This window comes from Actinomadura macrotermitis (genome assembly GCF_009604375.1).
Lineage (GTDB): Bacteria > Actinomycetota > Actinomycetes > Streptosporangiales > Streptosporangiaceae > Spirillospora > Spirillospora macrotermitis.
Map to the genome: position 1 here is coordinate 135,871 of NZ_WEGH01000002.1, position 20,351 is coordinate 156,221.

Here is a 20,351-nt window from a genome sequence, read left to right on the forward strand (position 1 = left end):
CTGCAGAACGGTCGGCAGGCTAGCGGACCGCCGCCGGTCATTTCCGGATTTGCACGATCTCTTCCCAGGCGTCGCAGACCTTCTCCAGCGCGTACGCGTCGCGGACCTGCGCGTTCCCGGCGGCGCGCTCGGCGTCCCACCGGCCGCTCGCCACGATCGCCTCGATCGCGTTGGCCATCGCGGCCGGGCTCTCGTGGATCCAGCGCCGGTCGTAGATGGTGCCGGCGCCGGGCCAGTTCAGCAGCGCGGGCACCGCGCCCGAGGCCATGCCCTCGGCGGGCGCGAGGTGGAAGCTCTCGTCGTCGCTGGTCGACAGGACGAACCCGATGCGCCGCAGCCACGCGCCGATGTCACGGCCGTAGGGGTCGAAGACGACGCCGTGGCGCAGCGACTCCGACCGCGCGATCCGCTCGAACAGCGCCTCGTAGTGCGCGCGCTCCTCGGGGCGCTTCCAGATCCACCAGTACTCCCAGGGGAGCTTGGATTTGACGAAGAGCATGTAGCGGTCGTCGCGGCGGCGCAGCTCCTCGATGACGTCCAGGGCGAGGTCCAGGCGCTTGCGCGACGGCGCGGCGCCGATGAACCCCAGGTGGAAGCGGGCGTCGGCGAGCTTCGGCCGGTCCAGCTGCGCCACGTCCACCCAGTTGGGGACGACGGTGACCTTGCCTTCCGGCCAGCCGGTCTCGGCGCGGGTGAGGTCGGCGTAGTGCGGGCTGACGCAGACGACCTGGTCGACCTGGTCGATGTCGAGCTTCTGCGGCCAGCCGGAGGTCAGCTCGAACCGGTGCAGGCGGACGATCAGGCGCTGCCCGGGGCGCTTGTGGCGGGAGTACCACAGGGCGTTCGGGCCGCACCACTCGCAGACGACGACGTCGGCCCAGGCGGCGAGCTCGCGGCTGCGCTCCTCGTCGTGGTCGGCGAGGCCGCGCCACTTGTCGACGCGGACCTCCATGCTCGGCAGGGAGTCCAGGTGCTGCAGCAGGCGGGTGAAGAACTTCAGGTCGTGCCCGGCGACGACGACGCGGGTCGGCCGCGCGCGCGCTTCGACGCGCGGTTGCGGGAACTCGCGCTCGATCTGGACGCGGAGCCGTTCGGCGGCACGCTCCAGACTGAAGTCGGCGGCGGCGATGCGGCAGCGCTCGGCGGCGAGCGCGTACACATCCGGGTTCTCGCCAAGACCGCGCAGGACCTCGACGACGTCGTTCTCGGTGCGCGCGAACAGCGGGTAGTCGGCGCCGAGCAGCGCCTCGTGCATCGGCGTGCGGTTCAGCACGACGGGCAGGCCGAGCGCGCCGAACTCCAGCACCTTGGTGGACAGCTCCAGGCTGGCGTCCATCTCCGGCCGCCGCCACGACAGGCCGACGTCGGCGCCCGCCGCGATCGCCATGGCCCGCTCGCGCGGGTGGCCGCCGTGCCAGACGACACCGGACGCGGTCTCCAGCGCGCGCCGCATCCGGCCCGCGTACTCGGGGTCGGACCGCTCGTCGTGGATCTTGTCGCCGACCATGTGCAGCTCGGCCGGCACCTTGTGCCCGGCGAGGCGGCGCGGCACCCGGGTCATCTCCAGGGTGTTCCAGCGCAGCGCGAACTTGCCGGTGTAGACCAGGCGCAGCGGCGAGCCGGGCTCGCGGCGGGCGGACCCGTGCGCCTCCAGCCCGGCCGGCACGACGACGACCGGCGGGAACAGCACGGCCTTGCCGCACGCCTCGGTGACCGTCTGCTCCAGGAAGCACCGTAGTTCCTCGGTCTGACAGAGCAGCACCCGCGAGGCGCGGGCGATGCGCGACAGTTCGCCGAGCAGCGGCCCGTCCAGGCCCGCCAGCGACTGCGGCACGTCGGTGAGGTAGCTCCACAGCCGGCCCTGGAAGGCGCCGTCGCCGGCGAGCGCGGCGGCGATGTGGCGGCCCCGGACCACGACGAGGTCGTGCGGCTCGGCGGCGTCGATCCGGCCGAGCACCCGGTGCGCCTGCGCGACGGTCATCGCGGCGTCGCCGGCGACCAGGCCCTCGGCGTGCGGGCGGCGGACGGTCACGCCGTCCAGGGCGGTGAGCGGGTCGACCAGGCGGCCGGTGCGGACCGGCGCCTTCAGGACGAGGGTGACCGCGCAGCCGGCGTCGCGCAGGGCCCGCACCATCGACTGCGCCCAGATCGCCGAGCCGTCGATGAGGTTCAGGTCGACGTCGCCGTAGACGAGGGCGCGGCGGGTCATGGCTTCTCCAGCTGTCATGTCAGTGCTGCGATGTCGAGAGTGTCGCCGTCGTGGACGGCGTCCCAGCCGAGCCCTTCCAGGCCGGGCGCGCACGGCGCGTTGCGCCAGAGCACCACGGGCCGGCCGAGCGCGCGCGCCGCCTCGCGCACCGCGAGCAGGGCACGCTGCCGGTCTACTGCAGCGGCGTCGCCGAGGTAGGCCCAGGGGTGCCCGGCCGCGCACGCGGCGGCCTCGAAGACGACGACGTCGGGGTCGGCCTGATCGACGGTCACGCCCGCGTCGTGCGGGACGAGCCCGACGACGTGCGCGTCCTCGCCGAGCGCGGCGCGGGTCCGCGCGGTGAACGCGCCCGCCACGACCGGCTTGTCCGAAGGGCGCAGCGCGGCGCCGAACAGCAGCCGCTCGTCCTGGCCGACCTCGGTGCGCAGCGTCGGCCAGCCGGCCGCCGGCGCGACGGCAGGGGCCGGGGGCGCCGTGCGGGGCGCGCGGTCGCCCTTGGCCATCCGGAACAGGTCGCGGGGCAGCGCGACCAGGCCCTTGCCGGGCTTGCGGGCCGCCGCGGCGAGCCGCCGCCCGACCGCCAGCGCGGTGGAGGCCTCCAGCGCCGTCAGGCGGGCCTGGGTCTCGCGCAGCCGCCGGTCCCGGTCGCGCAGCTCGCGCTCGCGCTTGCGCAGCGCGCCCTGCAGGCGGTGCACCTCGGTCTCCAGGTCGCGCGCGTCGACCACGGGCTCGTCGGACGCGGGCTCGTCGGACGCGGGCTCGCCGACCACGGGCTCGTCGGACGCGGGCTCGCCGACCACGGGCTCGTCACCCACCGGCTCGTCACCCACCGGGACTCCTCACGATCAGGTGCGGCATGGCGGCCTCCGACTCTGGTTGACTTACAGCCCATGTCCTGGGCCAAGGCGATCACGTTCGCCCCGCAGGTCGCCGTCCGGCATCTGCGGACCGAACCGGCGCGCGCCCCGCTGCTCGCGCTGCGGGTGCTGCCGGCGCCGATCCGGCGCGTCACGCGCGGAATGCTACTGCGTGCCGGACCTGTCCCCGCCGCCTACGGCCTGTGGGACCTCGGCCGACGCGACGACGCGCTGCGCACCGCCGCCGAGGCCGGGGCCTCGGCGAACCCGCGCCGGCTGCGCCGGCTGGCGGCCTTCGCGGTCGCCGTCGAGCGCCCCGAGGCCGCCGAGTCCTTGCTGGCCCGCCTCCCCGAGGGCGACGCCCGGCGCCGCTACTTGGAGGGCCGGCTGGCCGCCAAGGACGGCCGCCTGCGCGACGCGCTGGACACCGCCGCGTCCAGCGGCCTCGCCCCGGCCCGGCGGCTGCACCGCGACCTGGCCGGGCGGATCGACGCGCTGACCTGGGTGCCCGAGGGCAGGCCCGGGCGGACGGCCGAACCGGTGCCCGGCCGGGTGCTGCACATCGTCACCAACGCGCTGCCGACCACCAACGCCGGCTACACCGTGCGCACCCACCGCATCGCCTCGGCGCAGCGCGCGGCCGGGCTCGACCCGCACGTGCTGACGCGGCTCGGCTTCCCGGTCGCGCAGGGCGCCGCCGACCCGCGCCCGCGGATCGAGGTGGACGGCGTCCCCTACCACCGGCTGCTGCCCTGGCGGCTGCCGAGCACCGCGCGCGGCGCGATCGAGGCGAACGTGGACGCGGCGTCGCGGCTGGTCGAGCGGCTGCGCCCGGCGGTGCTGCACGCGGCCAGCAACCACGTCAACGCGCAGATCGCGCTGGCGCTGCGGGAGCGGCACGGCGTCCCGGTCGTGTACGAGGTGCGCGGCTTCCTGGAGGAGTCGTGGCTGTCGCGCGACCCGCGCCGCGACGCCGGACGCGACTTCTACCGCCTCAGCCGCGACCTGGAGACCGCGTGCATGCGCGCCGCCGACCTGGTCGTCACGCTCGGCGAGACGATGCGCGCGGAGATCGTGGCGCGCGGCGTCCCCGCCGGGCAGGTCGTGGTCATCCCCAACGGGGTGGACGAGGAGTTCCTGGAACCGCTGCCGGACGGCGCGGCGCTGCGCGCCGAACTCGGCATCGGCCCGGACGAGCGGGTCGCCGGCACCACCACCAGCTTCTACGGCTACGAGGGCCTGGACACCCTGCTGGAGGCGGGCGCGGAGCTGCGGCGGCGCGGGCGGCCGGTGCGGCTGCTGCTCGTCGGGGACGGCCCCGAGCGGCCCGCCCTCATGCAGCGCGCCGCCGCGCTCGGCCTCGGCGACGCGGCGCTGTTCCCCGGCCGGGTGCCCGCCGACCAGGTGCGCCGGTACCACGCGGTGCTGGACGCGTTCGTCGTCCCGCGCCGCGACGAGCGGGTGTGCCGCCTGGTCACGCCGCTGAAGCCGCTGGAGGCGATGGCGGGCGGGGTGCCGGTGGTGGCGAGCGACCTGCCGGCGCTCCGCGAGATCGTCGAGCCCGGGGTGACAGGGCAGCTAACTTTCCCTAACAATCCGGACCAGCTCTCCGAAGTGCTGGAAAAGCTCCTCTATAGTCCGTCTTCGCAACAGATGCACCATGCGGCACGGGACTGGGTCCGCCGGGAGCGGACCTGGCGTACCGGCATGGGCCGGCTGCACGAGGCCTACCGGTCCCTGGACGTCCCCTGCTGACCAGCGCGCACTAGGGGGCTCGGATGGAATTCGACCTGGTCGTCGTCGGCCTCGGCTACGTGGGACTGCCGCTCGCCCGGGAGGCCGCGCGGGCCGGCCTGCGCGTCGCCGGCCTGGACCGCGACGCCGCCGTCGTGGACGGTCTCGCCGCCGGCCGCTCGCACATCGACGACGTGGCGGACGCCGAGGTCGCGGCGATGGTCGCGCGCGGCTTCCGCCCGACCGCCGACGCCGCCGTCATCGCCACCGCCCGGACCGTGGTGATCTGCGTGCCGACCCCGCTGTCCAGCGACCAGGGCCCCGACCTGACGGCCGTCGTCGGCGCCACCCGCGGCGTCGCCGAGCACCTGCGGCCGGGGATGCTGGTCGTGCTGGAGTCGACGACCTACCCCGGCACGACCGACGAGGTCATGCGCCCCCTGCTGGAGGCGGGCGGCCTGACCGCCGGGGTGGACTTCCACCTGGCGTTCTCCCCCGAGCGCATCGACCCGGGCAACCCGGTCTACGGCGTGCACAACACCCCCAAGATCGTCGGCGGGCACACCCCCGAATGCGCGTCGGCCGCCGCCGCCTTCTACGGCAAGTTCGTCGAGCGGGTCGTGCAGGCCAAGGGCACCCGCGAGGCCGAGATGGCCAAGCTGCTGGAGAACACCTACCGGCACGTCAACATCGCCCTGGTCAACGAGATGGCGGTCTTCTGCCACGAACTCGGCATCGACCTGTGGGACGCCATCGACTGCGCCGCCACCAAGCCCTTCGGCTTCCAGGCCTTCCGCCCCGGACCCGGCGTCGGCGGGCACTGCATCCCCATCGACCCCAACTACCTGTCGTACAAGGTCCGCTCCCTGGGCTACCCCTTCCGGTTCGTGGAACTGGCCCAGGAGATCAACGACCGGATGCCCCGCTACGTCGCCGACCGCGCCCAGCAGCTCCTCAACCGCGAAGGCCGCGCCCTCAAGGGCGCCAAGGTCCTCCTGCTCGGCGTCACCTACAAGCCCGACATCGCCGACCAGCGCGAATCGCCCTCGCTCGCGGTCGCCCGCCGGCTCCGCCGCCTCGGCGCCGAGCTGGTGTTCCACGACCCGCACGTGCCGTCCTGGGAGGTCGACGGCGACCCGGTGCCGCGCGCCGGCGACCTGCCCGCCGCCCTCGAAGAGGCCGACCTGACGCTGCTGCTGCAGAACCACCGCGACTACGACGCGGCCGAGCTGGCCGACCGGGCGAAGCTGCTGCTCGACACGCGCGGCGCCGTCCCGGACCGGCCCACCGTCGAATCGCTGTGAGCCCGGTAACCCAAGATCATCCATCGCGCGTCCTACAGATCACCCGTCCCCCGCGAAAGCAGTGAAGGCGATGCGTGTCTGTGTGTGCACGGTGGTCCACCATGCCGAGGACGCCCGGATCCTGCACCGCCAGATCCGGGCGCTGCTCGACGCGGGCCACGAGGTCACCTACATCGCGCCGTTCTCCGCCGTGGGGGCCGTCCCGTGGCCGGAGGTCACCGCCGTGGACGTCCCGCGCGCAACCGGCCGCCGCCGCCTACGCGCCCTGCGTGTGGCCCGTCGCGCCATCGCCGAACACGCACCGCACTCCGACCTGCTGCTGCTGCACGACCCCGAACTGCTGCTGGTCCTGCCGTTCCTGTCCCGCCCGCCCACGGTGTGGGACGTGCACGAGGACACCGCAGCAGCACTGAGCACCAAAACCTGGTTGCCGCGCCCGTTCCGCCTGCTGCCGCGCCCCTTCGTCCGGGCCGCGGAACGCTACGCCGAACGAAAGCTGCACCTCCTCCTAGCGGAAGAGGGCTACCGGACGCGCTTCCGGCGTGAACACCCGGTCGTCCCGAACACCACCTACGTTTCGCACGACGTCCCGCCGCCGCCGGGCGCCGACCGCGTCGTCTACCTCGGCCACCTGACGGCGGCGCGCGGCGCGGCCGAGCTCATCGAGGTCGCCCGGCTGCTCCGCCCGCGCGGCGTCACCGTGGACCTCATCGGCGGCGCCGACCCGCGCACCACCGCGCTGCTGCGCGACGCCGACCGCGAGGGCCTGCTGCGCTGGCACGGCTACCGCGCCAACGACGACGCGCTGCGCCTCGTCGAAGGGGCGCTCGCGGGCCTGTCGCTGCTGCGCGACGAACCGAACTACCGCCACTCGGTGCCCACCAAGGTCATCGAGTACATGGCGCACGGCGTGCCGGTCGTCACCACGCCGCTGCCCGCCGCCGCCGACATCGTGACGCGCGCGGGCAGCGGCCTGGTCGTCCCGTTCAAGGACGCCGTCGCCGCCGTCGAGGCCGTGCTGCGCCTGCGCGACGACGCGGCGCTCCGCGACCGCCTCGCGGCCGCGGGACACCACGCCGCCCGCCTGCACTACCACTGGCCCGACCAGGGCAAGCAGTTCGTCGCCCACCTCGAACGCTGGGCCGCTTAGTTCTGGACGTAGACCTTGGCGGTCACCGGGCCGGCCAGGCCGAGCTGCCAGGTCGCGGTGACCGTGCCGGTGGTGCCCGGGGCCGTGCCCTGCTCGACGTCGAAGGTGAAGCCCGCGTCGGGCTTGCCGGCCGGGATCTCCACCTTCTCGGGGACCTTGATGGCCGGGTTGCTGCTCTGCAGCTTGATGACCGCGCCGAAGGGGTGCCAGAGGTCGCCGACGCTCACCACGCCCCAGTTGGGGTTGCAGTAGGTGGAGCAGGGGGTGTGCAGGCCCCGCAGGGCGCCCACCGAGAAGCCCTTCGGCACCACGGTCGCGCCGTTGAGCACGAAGCCGTGGCCGAGGTCGGCGCTCACCGTCACCGACTTCGGGCCGTCGTCGGGCAGGGCCTTCAAGGTGAAGGTGCCGGTGGTGGAGCCGGCCGGCACGACGACGTAGGCGGGGGTCCGCAGCGCGGCGGTGTCGCCCGGGTGGTTGCGGATGTCCACCGCCAGCCCGCCGGTCGGCGCGGGGGCCTTCAGCTTCACCGTGCCGGTGACGGTGGCGCCCGCCACGACCGTGCCGGCGGACGGACGGCCGTTCAGCAGGAACTCGGTGACCTCCTGGAGGACCCCCTGCCCGTTGGTCTCCTGAGGCCGCACGGTGATCTGGGTCTCGGCGTGCGATTCGCCGACGACGGCCCGCAGGTCCGTGGTGGAGCCGCCGATCTCCGACTGCACCCGGATCGGGAAGCTCACGCTGCGCTGCCCGGCCGGCACGACGACCTTGTGGCCGGTCGCCTGCAAATAGTTGGGGTCCTCGGACACGTTGAGGTCGCGCAGCTGCACGGTGACGCCGCCGGCCTGCGCGGGCTCGGCCAGCGTGACCGTCTGGATCGCCTCCTGGCCGGCGCTGATGACGCTCGGCGACACGGTGGTGGAGGCGACCGCGGCCTCCGCGGCGTGCGCGGCCTGGGCCGGCAGCAGCGACAGCGCGGGGGCGGCGGTGAGGGCGAGCGCGGCCAGGCCGCGCCGGGGGGAAACGATCTTCATGTCCGGGACGATAGAGATCACAACCGCGCCTTCACCAGCGAGAACGCCCTGACGTTCGCGCTCCGTAAGAACTTCGCCGCGGCGCCGCCTCCGTCCACCCGGCCGGATGGCGTTCCGCCGCCCGCGAGCCCCACCGACCCCATAAGCTACTTTTCGCTGATTTTGTACTTGGGACTGCCCATCCGGAGGGGTTCGTGAGCACGCCAGAGGACGACTCGCGCACGACGTCGGCCGACAGCGGCGAGGCACCCCCTCCGCCGCCGTCCTTCCCCTACCAGGAGCCCGGCGCCCCGCCGCCTCCGCCGTGGGCCGTCCAGCCGGAAGGCCCGCCCCCGCCGGACTGGGCCGCCGCGCCCCCACCCCCGGCGCCCGCGCCGCCCTCGGCGACACCCACGGTCGAGGAGCACCGACCGTTCAGCCCGCCGCCGGTCGTCGCCCAGCCCTGGGAGTCGGCCGCGCCCCCGCCGCCGCCGAAGCCCGCCGAGCCGTCCGGCCACAAGCCGTTCAGCCCGCCCCCCGTCGTCGCCCAGCCCTGGGAGGTCGGCGCGCCCGGCAACGACCGGCCGGCCGCCGCGGTCCCCCTCCCCGGTCCGGCGCCGGCCGGCCCGGCCGGCCTGCCGCCCAGCGAGCCCTGGCTGAACAAGCCCGCCGGGCGCGGCGGCGGCCGCAAGCGCCTGCTGGTGATCGGCGGCGCCGTGGTGGCGCTCGTCGCGGTCGGCGCCGGCGCGGCCTTCGTGCTCACCCGGCCGGGCGACGCCCGGCCCGCCCCCGCCGCGCAGCAGGCCCGGCTCGCCGACGAGCTGTTCGGGCTCGGCCCGCAGGCCCGGTTCGACACCGTCGAGCAGGCGTTCAACGACGTGCGCGGCGCCGGGTCCACCGTCGTGGCGGCGGGCACCGAGTACGGCGGCGCGCTCAGCCGCCCGCGCTTCCTGGTGTCGGGCGACGGCGGCGTCAACTGGAGCCTCGGCACGGTCACCGCGCAGGGCGGCGGCGAGCCCGCGGGCAGCGCCCCCAAGATCCTGGCCGGGACGGCGGGCGCCTGGCTGGCGCTCAGCGGCTCCTCCGAGCACATGACGACCTGGACCAGCGAGAACGGCAAGAGCTGGGTCGAGCACACCGCCGCCGGCGACACCTTCCGCAAGGGCGACGTCGTCGAGCAGGCCGCGCGGACCGCGAACGGGTACGCGGCCGTCGGCCACAGCGGCGGCCGCCCCGTCGTGTGGCGGTCGGCCGACGGGGTCGCCTGGGAGCGGGCGGACGGCAACCGGCTCACCCTGCCCGTCCAGGAGGGCTCGGCGACCGAGCTGTACCGGGTCGTCTTCGGCAACGGCGCCCTGGTGGCCGCCGGCACCGTCACCATCGTGAAGAAGGACAAGAAGAACCGGAAGACCCGCACCGTCGTGGACGGGTTCTGGCGCTCCACCGACAACGGCCGGATCTGGGACCAGATCACCGTGCCGCAGGCGGACGGGTCGGCCGGCCTGTCGCGCGGCCTGGCCTTCAGCGGCGGCCGGTTCTTCGCCCTGCGGCAGGCCCCCAAGAACGGGGCGGGCGTGGTGCTGCAGTCGCAGGACGGCAACACCTGGACGAAGGCGAGCCGGCTGAACAACCCCACCGGCACCTCGTTCCTGCGGTTCAGCGGCAGCGAGCAGGGCCTGGCCGTGCTGGCGTCGGTCGGGCCGCGGCTGGCGCTCTTCCACGGCACCGACGGCGCCTCGTGGAAGCGCGCGGACCTCGGCGAGGGCCGCGGCCGGTTCATCAGCGCGGTGGCGCCGGGCGCGAACGGCGCCGGCGTGCTCGCGGGCGCGCTGAAGGGCCCCGACCGCAACTTCTACCTCGGGCTGGCCGGCGGCACCGGCCAGATCCAGGAGATCGACGTCGCCAAGATCCCCGACGCGGTCAACCCGGAGCGGTCGGTGCGCGGGCTGGCGGCCGACGGCGGCCACGTGGTGGCGACCGGCAGCACCTCCGGCGACGCCGCGGCCTGGTACTCCACCGACGCCGCGGCGACCTGGCACCGGGCCGGCGGGAACCTCGGCGGGCCCGGCCGGCAGATCCTGACCGACGTCGCCAAGGGCCCCGCCGGCTGGCTGGCCGTGGGCGACGACGCGGGCCGCCCGCTGGTGGCGACCACGGCCAACGGCGACTCCTGGCAGCGGATGCGGGACCGGACCTTCACCCCGGGCCGCGGCTTCTCGCTGCGCACCGCCGCGGTCGCCCACGGCCCGCAGGGCTACGTCGTGGTCGGCAGCGCGACGGCGGGCAAGGACCAGTCGGCGGTGGTCTGGCGCTCCCCGAACGGGCTGGAGTGGAAGCGGCTGAGCGACGGCGACCTGAAGGGGGTCGGCGGCGCCTGGCGCTGGATGTCGGACGTGGCCGCGGGCCCGGCCGGCTACCTGGCGGTCGGCGCCGTCGCCGACCCCGCCGGCCGGCCGGGGCAGCAGGCCCGGCCCGCGGTGTGGACGTCGGCGGACGGCGGCCGCTGGACCGCCCAGAAGCTGCCGCTGCCGGCCGGGGCGACGCACGCGAACCTGGTGCGGATCGCGGTCAAGGGCTCCACCGCCGTCGCCGCCGGGGTGGCGTTCACCACCGGCGGCTCCAGCGCTTTCGCGGCGCGGTCCACCGACGGCGGGCGGACCTGGACCTCCGCCGAGCTGCCCGGCCAGGACCGGCAGGGCGAGCAGCACGGCCCGGCGGTCAACGTGCTCGCGACGTCCCGGGGCTTCGCGCTGCTCGGCACGTCGGGACCCCCCGCCGCGCACGACGTGCGGCTGTGGACCTCGGCCGACGGTGCCGCCTGGCAGGTCTCGGCGCCGCGCGGTCCCGGCCTGTCGGGCCCGGGCGCCCAGCGCGTCTACGGCCTGGCCGAGTCCGGCGGCGCCCTGCTCGGCACCGGCATGACGGTCAGCGCGGCCGGCGAGAGCACCACCCTCTGGCGTCTCCCGACGCCCTGACCGGCACCCGCCCCCCGATGCCCATCCCCGGAAAGGGTCAGTTGCTCCCCCGCAGAACGGCGCCCATCACGGCCGGTCGTGTCCTCGCCCTGTCGGCCGTGTTCTGGACGGCCGTGGTCGCCGTCCTGATGCTGGTCGGCGGGCTGAGCGGCGCGGGCGAGGACGACCACGGCACGCGGCGCGACCCGTGCGGCGCCCCCGACACCAAGGTGACGGCGCCCTATGCGGTGACGGGGTACTGGCTGTTCCCCGACGGCGACCGCTGCGGGGCGCGCAAGGCCCTGCAGGGCATGCACCGCATCGGCGGCGACACCGTCATCACCTCGGGCCCGGAACTGCAGGTGCGGCAGGTCGACCTGCAGGGACGGCTGCTGAGACAGGACGGCACGCCCGACCCCGACTTCCGCGACTGCGTCCAGCGGGGCCGCACCTGCTACCAGGCGGCCCTGGACACGCTGCGCGCGGGCAGCGCCGGCAACTCCATCGCGCAGGTCTACGCGATGGCGTCCCGCGACGGGCTCGGCGACGCCGCGCTGCGCTGCGCCAGGTCCGACGCCAGGATCGTCGCCGGCGGCCGGATCTACCACCGCCTGCTGCTGCCGGTCGCCGACCCGGCGTCGGGCGCCTGCGACCTGTCCGCCGGCCGCCCCTACGCGCTGGTGCTGATCGCCGGCTCGGCCGACGACTGGACGGCGGGGCTGCTCGGCGACGCCGACCGGTTCGGCATGAAGGTGTACGCCGGGCTGCCCTCGTTCCCCACGCAGCCCCGGCGCAGCTGGAACGTGGACGTCGCCCACCGGGACGTGGCGCTCGCCGTCAACCGGGTCGTGCTGGAGGACTACGCGCGCCGCCTGCGGGGGCACCCGTCGTTCGCCGGGGTCTACCAGACCTTCGAGGTGCGGCTGCGGGACTGGCCGAACCCGGGCCAGGACCCGAACCTGCAGACCTACACCGCCCAGCACGCCGCCGTCCGCGAGCTGCTGCCCGGCCGGAAGATCCTCGTCAGCCCCTACTGGGACGCGCGGCGGCGGACCGGCGACCCGACCGGGCCCGCCGCGATCGAGAAGGGCGTCGAGGCCGTCGCCGGGACCGGCGCGGACATCATCGCGCCGCAGGACGGGCGCGGCACCGGCAAGGGCGCCCTGTACTGGGAGCACGAGGCGGGCAAACCCGTCGACCCGCGGCTGAAGCCGGTGCCCGGTGTCGGGGAGAGCACCTACGGGCAGGCCTACCTCGCGCCGACCGGCGCCTACTACGCGGCCGCGGCGCGGGCCCGCGACGCCCTGGCCCGGGCGGGCCGCCCGTTCGAGCTGTGGGCCAACATCGAGGGCTTCGAGCCGACGGCCGCCGGCGGGTGCGCCGCCGACACCGCGCGGGGCCGCACCGACAAGGTCCGGCTGGACCGGGCCGTCACCGCCGCCGGCGGCGCGGTCGGCAAGATCGTCTCGTTCAAGTGGAACGGCCTGTTCACCTGCCGGGAGGGCCGGCCGGCCACGCTGAGCGAGGAGATCGCCGCCGACTGGGACCGGCCGATCCTCACCGGCGCCGTCCGCCACCGCGAGGGCGGCCGGGACGGGCTGCTCCTCAGCGGCCACCGGCTGGAGGGCGCCGGCGTGACGCTCACCTGGTACGACGACCACTGGACGCAGCAGAACCGCATCGTGCGGGCCGAGCCGCGGGGCGGCGGGCGGCTGTGGGTGCCGTTCGGCGTCACCGGCCTGGCCCCCCGGTTCTGGATCCACGTCGACGTGGTCAACGCCACCGGCAAGATCGCCTCGAACCCGTACAGCCTGCGCTACTGAGGCGCCCGCTCAGAAGATGACGCTGCGCTCGGGCGAGCCGTAGAACTCCACCCGCCCGCTCCGCACGAACTCCTCGTCCTCGATGCGCCAGGTGTGCGACGCCTTGTCGGCGCGGCGGACCTGCACGTAGGAGAAGCGGTCGGCCGAGTAGATCCGCGCCCCCTCGGCGACCGCCCGCCGCTGCATCCCGGTGTCCTCGCCGACCGCGGTCTCGTCGTAGCGGAGCCGGCGCAGCAGGTCCCGCTCGACGACCATGGTGGCGCCGCCGACCAGGTCCACGTAGCTGTGCTCCTGGACCGGGCGGCGCAGCACGACCGCGTCGCTCGCCTGAAGGTGCGCGTAGTAGGCGGCCTTCCCGACGATCGAGGCGTCGGTGTAGGTGAAGGCGGTGAGCAGGTCGCTCAGGTAGTGCTCGCCGTAGATGTCGTCGTCGTCGAACTTGGCGACCACGTCGCCGTCGGCGGCGTCGACGGCGAGGTTCAGGCACTGGCCGAGGTTCAGCCCGGCGTCCGCGGCGAGCACCACGACGTCCTCCAGCCCGGCCATGAGGGCCTTCTCCCGGACCACGCCGGGGTCCAGGTCCAGGCCGTGCAGGACGAGCACGAGCTGCAGCGGGCGCACGCTCTGCGCCGCGACCTGCTCGATGAGGTGGGTGAGCTGGCCCGGCCGGTTGGACGAGGCGGTCACCGACACCGACCGCTCCCGGACCGGGAACGGCAGCCCGATGGTCTCCAGCACGTGGTCGACGCGGTGCGCGTAGGTGTGCTTGGCGAACACCTCGCGCATCGCCAGGTGCGCCTGCCGGTCGCGCAGCGGCGCGCTGCCGAGCAGCGCCCGCAGGTGCGCGCGGGCCTCGTCGGGGGTGTGCGCGACCGACACCAGCCCCGGGAAGATCTCCTCGATCGCCGGGGACGGCGCGCTCAGCACCGGCGTCGAGCACGCCGACAGCTCGAAGATGCGCCGCGCGCACATGGTCGGCGAGCCCACGACCGAGTTGACGTTCAGGAAGACCTTGTAGGCCTTGTAGGCGGCGAGCATCCGCTCGTAGGGCAGGCTCCCCACCACGTGCGCGGCGTAGGGCTCGGGGAAGGCGTAGCGCGGGTTGCCGGGGTCGACGCGGCTGAAGATGTCCAGCTCGAACTCGGTCGCCGGGCGCAGCACGGTCTCCATCTGCACGCGCCGCTCGGGGTGCTTCTGGGTGAAGTAGGTGCCGGCGAACACCACGTCGTTGCGGCGGCCGCCGGGCACGCTCACCGGGTTGTGGACGCGCGGCTGGGCGCCGAACGGCAGCACGCCGATCCGGTCGTGGCCGACCAGCTCGCGGTAGCGCGGGACGCTGTCGGCGTCCACCGTGAAGATCCAGTCGAAGATCCGGGCGGACTCGATGAACAGGTCGAAGTTGGGCGGGTCCTCCTTGTTCCAGAAGACCGTCGGGACGCCCTGCTCACGGCACCAGGCGACCAGCTCGCGCAGCGTGTCGCTGGGCGCGGTCGGGCCGTGCACGTGCTTGAACCAGGCGCCCTGGTTGCCCTGCCAGACCGACTCCACGAACAGCAGCGCGGGGCGCTCGCGCTCCATCACCTCGCGCCAGTCGTCCGGGGTCGGCGCGACCTGCCGCCACTCGTACTTGAACGCCATCTCCGAGAAGGTGTCCAGGATGGTCGCGACGGTCAGGCCGGGCCGGGAGACCGGGCCGTCCGGCAGCGCGACCTCGGGGATCTCCGGCATCGGCCGGGTGGCGGGCGCCGCGGGCTTCGGCGCCGCGCCCGTGGCGGCCGGCAGCGCCTTGGCGGCGGGCGCGGGCGCCCGGCGCCGCGCGGGCTTCTGCGGCGGCGCGGGCATCGGCATCTTGACCGAGGCGCGGATGATCTCGCCGGGCAGCGCCAGCAGGTTCCTGGGGTCCTCCTTGACGCCGAACAGCGACTCGCCGACCCGCCACCAGCGGCGCGTCTGCGTCGACTTCAGCTGCCAGTCCAGGTACCGCGTCCGGTACTCCTGGTAATCGAGCTTGCCCTGCACGTTCTGCAGGCCGGCGGCGGCCCTCTCCAGCTCGGCGACGCGGCTCTTGGCCAGCCTGATCCGCTCCTCGGCGGCGGACTTCTCCCTGCGGAGCTCCTCCTTGGCCGCGCGGACCTCGTCCTTGAGCCGGTCGGCCTCGGCCCGCGCCTCCTCCAGCCGGCGGCCGAGGTCGGCGAGGGCGGTGTGCTGCTGGTCGGCGATCGCGCCGAGGCGCTCCTCCAGGCGTGCGAACCCGCCCGCCTGCTCGCGCGCGGCGGCGAGCTCGGTGGTCAGCGCCTCGGCCCGCGTCCGCGCCTCGCGCAGGTCGCGCTCGACGGCGAGGAACTCCTGCTCCAGCACCGGCTGGAGCCCGGCGAGGAGCTCCTGCTTCGCCGCGGGGTCCATGGCGCCGGGGGTGGCGACGCAGCGGAAGTAGCCGTCCACGACGTCCAGGGACCGCGGCGTGAAGTAGGGGGCGACCAGGTCCAGCAGGGAGGCCACGTAGAAGGTGGCCCGGTGGTCGTGGTGGGGGTGGTAGCCGAACGGCGTGGTCAGCACGAGCCTGCCGCCGGGGCGCAGCACCTGCCGGGCGGCGTCCAGGATCGGCGAGGCGTCCACCAGGTGTTCGACGACCTCGCCGAGCAGCACGGTGTCGAAGGAGTCCGGCGGCAGGTCCGGCTGCCGGGCGTCGCCCACCCGGAACTCCAGCAGGTCCTGCACGATCTGCGGCTCGCGGTCCCGGTCGGCCAGCGCGTACTCGATCCGGTCCCGCTCGCTGTCCAGGCCGACGGTCCGCAGCCCCCGCCGCGCGCACAGGATCGACGCGATGCCCTGGGAGCAGCCGATGTCCAGGACCTCGCCCGCGGCCTGCCCCACCAGCCAGTCGACGCGCGCCCGGGCGATCCGCTGCACCCGGGCTCCCCAGATCTCGCCCTTGTACAGTTCGGAGATCCGATCGCTGTTGGCCATGTGGTTCCCGTCCCGGCGTAGCCGTCCGCCAGCCTCGACACCCTCGTACATCCCGGCGCTCCGTTCCCCCGAGCGGCCGAAGACTGCATCGTGCCGCATAAACCAGAAATCAGGGGATTTTACTCATAAAACACACAACTCCCAAGGGTCCGGGGGCCCACTAGACTCGCGACGCGATGAGCACCGTTGACGCGTTGACCGACAAGTCCATGGTCGTGCTCCAGGACCGGCCCGTGGTGGCGCTGAGCGCCTGGCTGGCCGACGCCGCGCGCGAGTGCGCCGGCACCGGCCGCACGTTGCGGCTGGTCACCTCCCTGGAATCGCGGCTGACGCTGCCGCTGCGCGCCATGGCGGCGGCCGGCGGCGTGCAGTGGGTCGTGCGCCATGGGGACAGCTACTACGAGGGCCTCACCGGGCGGCCGCTGCGGTGGGACGGGGCCGCGTTCGTCCCGGTCCCCGAGGCCCGCGACTACGCGCCGGGGTTCACCACCCGCCCGGCGGCACCGGTCGGGATGCGGCTCTCGCTCGTCCAGCACGTCCGGCACGGCGCCGACGGCGACCTCGGCGGGCCCGTGGTGCGGCTGCTGCAACTGCTCACCGGCAAGCCGCCGCTCGGCTGGGGCCCGGCCGAGCCGCTGGAGAACCCGTGGCGGCCCGACCGGTTCACCGAGTACGTGCGGGGCCGCGCGGCGGCGCAGGTCATCGTGGCCGGCGACGGCCCGCGCCCGGCGCAGGCCACCGCCGCCTTCGGCGCGGTGGAGGGCGGCGTCACCGAGGCGACCACGGTGACCGTCGGCTACGCCCCCGAGGACCCGCCGCCGCTGCGGCACCTGCCGTCGCTGGTCGCCTCGCTCGCCGCCGACCGGCCGCCCGCCTCGCTGTTCGTGCAGCTCACGCCCGGCCGCGCCGACCTCACCACCGAGCCGCGCTGGACCGGCGCCGCCGCGCCGGTCGCGATGGCCGTCGCGGGCGAGGTCGCCGGGCCCGCCGGGCTGCCCGCCCAGCGGATCGGCCCGATGACGCTGTTCACGCTCGGCGACGGCCGCTCGCCGGACGGCTGGCAGCGGCACCAGGCGCTGCTGCAGCACCTGCGGGGCTGACCCCGGCCGCCCGGCCATGACATTTGTACCGCCGGGCTGAGGATCAACGTCTCTGCCGCGCCCGCCCCTCTCCCCGCGAAGCTGGAAGCACCCCGCCAGCCGAGCATGGAGAGACGAGATGACGCAGGTCATGACGGTCCGCAAGACCTCCGCCCCGAAGAACAACCTCAAGGCCGCCCTGACGCCCCTCGTCGTGGACATCGCCGTCCCGTTCGGCGTCTACTACCTGGCCCACAAGGGCTTCGGCGTGAGCCTGGTCGCCTCGCTCGCGCTGAGCAGCGTCATCCCCGGCGCACGCACCGTGTGGAGCGCGCTGCGGGACCGCTCGTTCAACGGCCTGGCGGGCCTCATGCTGGCGGTGAACCTGGTCGGCATCGCGCTCAGCTTCGTCACCGGCGACCCCCGGCTGATGATCGCCAAGGACTCCGGCATCAGCAGCGTGATCGGGCTGGCCGTCCTGGTGTCGGCGTTCCGCGCCCGGCCGCTGATGACCGCCGGCCTGAAGCCCTTCATCACCAAGGGCGACGCCGCCCGGACCGCCGCCTGGGACGCCCTGGCGACCGGTTCCGCCCGGTTCCGCACGCTGGAGCGGCGCTACAGCGCGATCTGGGGCGCCGCGCTGCTCGCCGAGTGCGCGGTCCGCGTCGCCGGGGCGTTCCTGCTGCCCGTCGAGACGATGGCGTGGCTGTCCGGCGTCCTGGTCGTCGGCGCGATCGGCGCCGCGATCGCCCTCACCATCCCGACCATTCAGTCCATCGAGAAGCTGCTGGAGAACTGAACATGCGCACCCGAGGCATCAACTACGACACCGGCTTCCTGCCCGGTGGCAAGAACACCCGCCCCGATTTCGACCCGGCGGACGTTCCCGAGCACATGCGGCTCATCGCCGAAGAACTGCACTGCACCGCCGTCCGCATCACCGGCGGCCACCCCGAGCGCATCGACGCGGCCGCCCGCGCCGCCGCAGCAGCAGGGCTGGAGGTCTGGTTCGCGCCGTTCCCCTGTGAACTGACCGCGGACGAGATGCTGGAGGTGTACGCCGACTGCGCCGACCGCGCGGAGGAGATCCGGCGCGGCGGGGCGGAGGTGGTGCTCGTCCTCGGCTGCGAAACGAGCTTGTTCGGCGCCGGCTTCATCCCGGGCGAGAACGTCTACGCCCGCATCTCCGCCTTCGCCTCAGGAGACCCTGAGCTCTACAAGGCGATGGGCGATGTGCCGAAGCTGCTGAACGACTTCCTCGCCGAGTCCGCCCGCGTCGCCCGCGCGCGCTTCGGCGGCCGCATCACCTACGCCGCCGGTGTCTGGGAGAAGGTGGACTGGTCACCGTTCGACCTGGTCGCGGTGGACGCCTACCGCAGCGCCGACAACGCCGAGCGCTACACCGCCGAGGTGCGCGCGCTCCGCGACCACGGCAAACCGGCCGTGGTCAGCGAGTTCGGCTGCTGCGCCTACCAGGGCGCGGCCGGCCGGGGTGCCATGGGCTGGGCGATCGTGGACAGCGACGTCACCCCGCCCCGCCTCACCGGCACGTTCGTCCGCGACGAGCAGGAGCAGGTCCGCTACCTGAACGAGCTTCTGGCGGTCTTCGAGGAGGAGGGCCTGGACGGCGCGTTCTGGTTCACCTTCGCCGGATTCGGCCTCACCCACACCCCCGGCGACCCCGGGCACGACCTCGACATGGCGTCCTTCGGCGTCGTCAAAGTCGGCGCTGACGGCACTTTGTCCCCGAAGGCGTCCTTTCACGCGCTCGCCGCCGCCTACGACGGGTGATCCGCCGACCCCTTTTCGGGTACGTTCTCTGCCCATGGGGCATAGCGGCCGGCTCGGCGCCATGGAGCGGGCCGTCGAGGGAACCCTTGCCGAAGAGTCGTTCGACTTCGACGAGGACACGGCCGTGCTGCGCTTCGACGGCGGCATGCTCTACCAGACCTCCTGGTTCCTCGCCGGCGGGATCGGCGGCGTCACCCTCCTGCTGACCGGCACCGCGCTGACGTTCGCCGGCCTGGAGGACTGGGCCCGGTACGCGCTCGGCGCGGGCTCGGTCCTGCTGCTGCTGACGCTGGTGTTCATGCTCCTCCTGCGGCACGGACCGGAACGCCCCGCCGTCGAGCTGCGGCTCGCCGAACGCGAGATCGCCTGCGGCGGGGTCCGCGTCCCCCTCGCCGACCTGCGCCCCGAGCACCTGGTCTGGCGCGACGGCCGCTTCTTCCGCCGGCTGCACCTGCGGCACCCGCGGCTCCGCCGCTGCCTCACCGGCTTCTTCGCCGCCGAGGCCGACGAGGCCCGCGAGTTCCACCGGCAGCTGTGGGGGCTGCTCTCCGAGCCCTACCTGCCCGGCCCGATCGGCCCGGTGCAGCGCTGGATCCTCGGCGCGGGCGCCCTGTACGCCGGGATCAACGGGTTCCGGCTGGACCACCTCGGCACCGGCCCCTCCCCCGAGGAGGCCGCCGCCGACTCCCGCGCCGCCCACGAGCTGCTCCAGGACCCCTGGCACGTCTACGACCTGGACCAGTTGCTCGCCGCGGTCAACTGGCTCGTCCAGGACGGCCACCGCGCCGACTTCGCCCAGGACGCCGACCTGGCCGCCCGCCCCGCCGCCGAGCAGGACGAGTACGCCCGGCTGCTGCGCGAGGTCGACGGCCTGATCGCCGCGGACCGGATGGAGCCGCCGTTCGTGGAGCGGCTGATCGAGCTGGTCCGGGTCCGCTACGGCGCGGCGGGCGAGGCCTACGCCAAGCTCGTCCCGTCGCTGCTGCGCGACGAGCCGGGCGCCGACGCCAGCGAGGAGGGCGCCGAGCTCGCCCTGTTCCTCGGCCAGCTGTTCAACGACCGCGACCACGCCACCGAGGAGCTGCACCGGCTGCGCAAGCTCGCCGACCCCGAGCTGCGCTCCAACACCGGCCGCTTCCTGATCTGGGACTACAGCCGCGCGCTCATGCTCTACCGGTGGGGACACATGGCGGGCTGGCTGACCGAGCGCTACTGCTGGGACCGGATGCTGCCGCTCGCCCTGGACATCCAGCGCCGCTACTCGTCCTGGCGCGACATGGCCACCTGCTATCTGCAGGGCCGCCAGCTGTGGTCGGGCGCGGGCGAGGAGCCGCAGACCGACCACGACGAGCTCGTCGCGCGCCTGACCGAGGAGCCGCTCAGCCCGTGGAACCTCGTCCCCTGGGACCTGGAACTGCGCAACGACTGGTCGTAAAAACCCCAGGGTCCGCCGGAACACCCGTTCCGGCGGAC

At 74.4% G+C, this 20,351-nt stretch carries 13 protein-coding genes; 9 read left to right on the top strand and 4 right to left on the bottom strand.

Annotated elements, in window-relative coordinates:
* Positions 1-37: 37 nt before the first annotated feature.
* Together ACRB68_RS12405 and ACRB68_RS12410 are read right to left on the bottom strand one after the other, a co-directional pair.
* On the bottom strand, positions 38-2,209 hold the full coding sequence (locus tag ACRB68_RS12405) for a glycosyltransferase (protein WP_194293288.1): 2,172 nt from the start codon (positions 2,207-2,209) through the stop codon (positions 38-40).
* A 14-nt stretch (positions 2,210-2,223) separates the two neighbouring features.
* The gene (locus ACRB68_RS12410) at positions 2,224-3,039 is read right to left on the bottom strand and encodes a hypothetical protein (protein WP_153532676.1); all 816 of its coding nucleotides are present in this window, start codon (positions 3,037-3,039) and stop codon (positions 2,224-2,226) included.
* A gap of 60 nt (positions 3,040-3,099) precedes the next feature.
* Between ACRB68_RS12410 and ACRB68_RS12415 the strand changes: the two genes are divergently transcribed.
* The 3 genes from ACRB68_RS12415 (at position 3,100) to ACRB68_RS12425 (ending at position 7,254) form a co-directional block, all read left to right on the top strand.
* Positions 3,100-4,821, top strand: coding sequence for a glycosyltransferase family 4 protein (locus ACRB68_RS12415; protein ID WP_194293289.1), 1,722 nt, complete (start codon positions 3,100-3,102; stop codon positions 4,819-4,821).
* A gap of 23 nt (positions 4,822-4,844) precedes the next feature.
* Positions 4,845-6,104, top strand: a complete 1,260-nt coding sequence (locus ACRB68_RS12420) for a nucleotide sugar dehydrogenase (RefSeq protein ID WP_153532677.1) — start codon at positions 4,845-4,847, stop codon at positions 6,102-6,104.
* 70 nt (positions 6,105-6,174) lie between these two features.
* On the top strand, positions 6,175-7,254 hold the full coding sequence (locus tag ACRB68_RS12425; RefSeq protein ID WP_153532678.1) for a glycosyltransferase family 4 protein: 1,080 nt from the start codon (positions 6,175-6,177) through the stop codon (positions 7,252-7,254).
* On the opposite strand, the gene ACRB68_RS12430 is transcribed toward ACRB68_RS12425, so the two are convergent.
* Positions 7,251-8,285 (bottom strand): hypothetical protein, encoded by a 1,035-nt coding sequence (locus ACRB68_RS12430; RefSeq protein ID WP_153532679.1) that lies wholly within the window; start codon positions 8,283-8,285, stop codon positions 7,251-7,253. The genes ACRB68_RS12425 and ACRB68_RS12430 overlap by 4 nt on opposite strands.
* Positions 8,286-8,479: 194 nt before the next feature.
* Between ACRB68_RS12430 and ACRB68_RS12435 the strand changes: the two genes are divergently transcribed.
* A complete protein-coding gene (locus tag ACRB68_RS12435; protein WP_153532680.1) occupies positions 8,480-11,239 on the top strand; it encodes a beta propeller repeat protein in 2,760 nt (919 codons plus the stop codon).
* A gap of 41 nt (positions 11,240-11,280) precedes the next feature.
* Positions 11,281-13,041, top strand: a complete 1,761-nt coding sequence (locus ACRB68_RS12440) for a DUF4434 domain-containing protein (protein ID WP_153532681.1) — start codon at positions 11,281-11,283, stop codon at positions 13,039-13,041.
* Between the two features lie 9 nt (positions 13,042-13,050).
* Here ACRB68_RS12440 and ACRB68_RS12445 read toward each other — a convergent pair whose 3' ends face one another.
* Positions 13,051-16,008 carry a glycosyltransferase family protein gene (locus ACRB68_RS12445; protein ID WP_194293290.1) on the bottom strand — a complete coding sequence of 986 codons (2,958 nt, stop codon included), beginning with the start codon at positions 16,006-16,008 and terminating at the stop codon, positions 13,051-13,053.
* Positions 16,009-16,184: 176 nt separating this feature from the next.
* On the opposite strand from ACRB68_RS12445, the gene ACRB68_RS12450 reads away from it, so the two are divergent.
* The 4 genes from ACRB68_RS12450 to ACRB68_RS12465 all read left to right on the top strand — a co-directional run bounded on the left by ACRB68_RS12450 (position 16,185) and on the right by ACRB68_RS12465 (position 20,313).
* Positions 16,185-17,108: a DUF6177 family protein gene (locus ACRB68_RS12450; protein ID WP_235959369.1), complete on the top strand. Its 924-nt coding sequence runs from the start codon at positions 16,185-16,187 to the stop codon at positions 17,106-17,108.
* A 118-nt stretch (positions 17,109-17,226) separates the two neighbouring features.
* Entirely contained in the window at positions 17,227-17,886 is a 660-nt protein-coding gene (locus ACRB68_RS12455; RefSeq protein WP_153532683.1) for a VC0807 family protein, read from the top strand.
* 2 nt (positions 17,887-17,888) lie between these two features.
* A complete protein-coding gene (locus ACRB68_RS12460) occupies positions 17,889-18,878 on the top strand; it encodes a hypothetical protein (RefSeq protein WP_153532684.1) in 990 nt (329 codons plus the stop codon).
* A gap of 34 nt (positions 18,879-18,912) precedes the next feature.
* Positions 18,913-20,313: a DUF1266 domain-containing protein gene (locus ACRB68_RS12465; protein WP_153532685.1), complete on the top strand. Its 1,401-nt coding sequence runs from the start codon at positions 18,913-18,915 to the stop codon at positions 20,311-20,313.
* Positions 20,314-20,351 lie beyond the last annotated feature (38 nt).

Coding starts and splice junctions, on each gene's coding strand:
- ACRB68_RS12455 (WP_153532683.1), top strand. CDS start 17,227: ATGACGCAGGTCATGACGGTCCGCAAGACCTCCGCCCCGAAGAACAAC.
- ACRB68_RS12425 (WP_153532678.1), top strand. CDS start 6,175: ATGCGTGTCTGTGTGTGCACGGTGGTCCACCATGCCGAGGACGCCCGG.
- ACRB68_RS12430 (WP_153532679.1), bottom strand. CDS start 8,285: ATGAAGATCGTTTCCCCCCGGCGCGGCCTGGCCGCGCTCGCCCTCACC.
- ACRB68_RS12405 (WP_194293288.1), bottom strand. CDS start 2,209: ATGACCCGCCGCGCCCTCGTCTACGGCGACGTCGACCTGAACCTCATC.
- ACRB68_RS12420 (WP_153532677.1), top strand. CDS start 4,845: ATGGAATTCGACCTGGTCGTCGTCGGCCTCGGCTACGTGGGACTGCCG.
- ACRB68_RS12445 (WP_194293290.1), bottom strand. CDS start 16,008: ATGGCCAACAGCGATCGGATCTCCGAACTGTACAAGGGCGAGATCTGG.
- ACRB68_RS12450 (WP_235959369.1), top strand. CDS start 16,185: ATGAGCACCGTTGACGCGTTGACCGACAAGTCCATGGTCGTGCTCCAG.
- ACRB68_RS12465 (WP_153532685.1), top strand. CDS start 18,913: ATGGGGCATAGCGGCCGGCTCGGCGCCATGGAGCGGGCCGTCGAGGGA.
- ACRB68_RS12415 (WP_194293289.1), top strand. CDS start 3,100: ATGTCCTGGGCCAAGGCGATCACGTTCGCCCCGCAGGTCGCCGTCCGG.
- ACRB68_RS12460 (WP_153532684.1), top strand. CDS start 17,889: ATGCGCACCCGAGGCATCAACTACGACACCGGCTTCCTGCCCGGTGGC.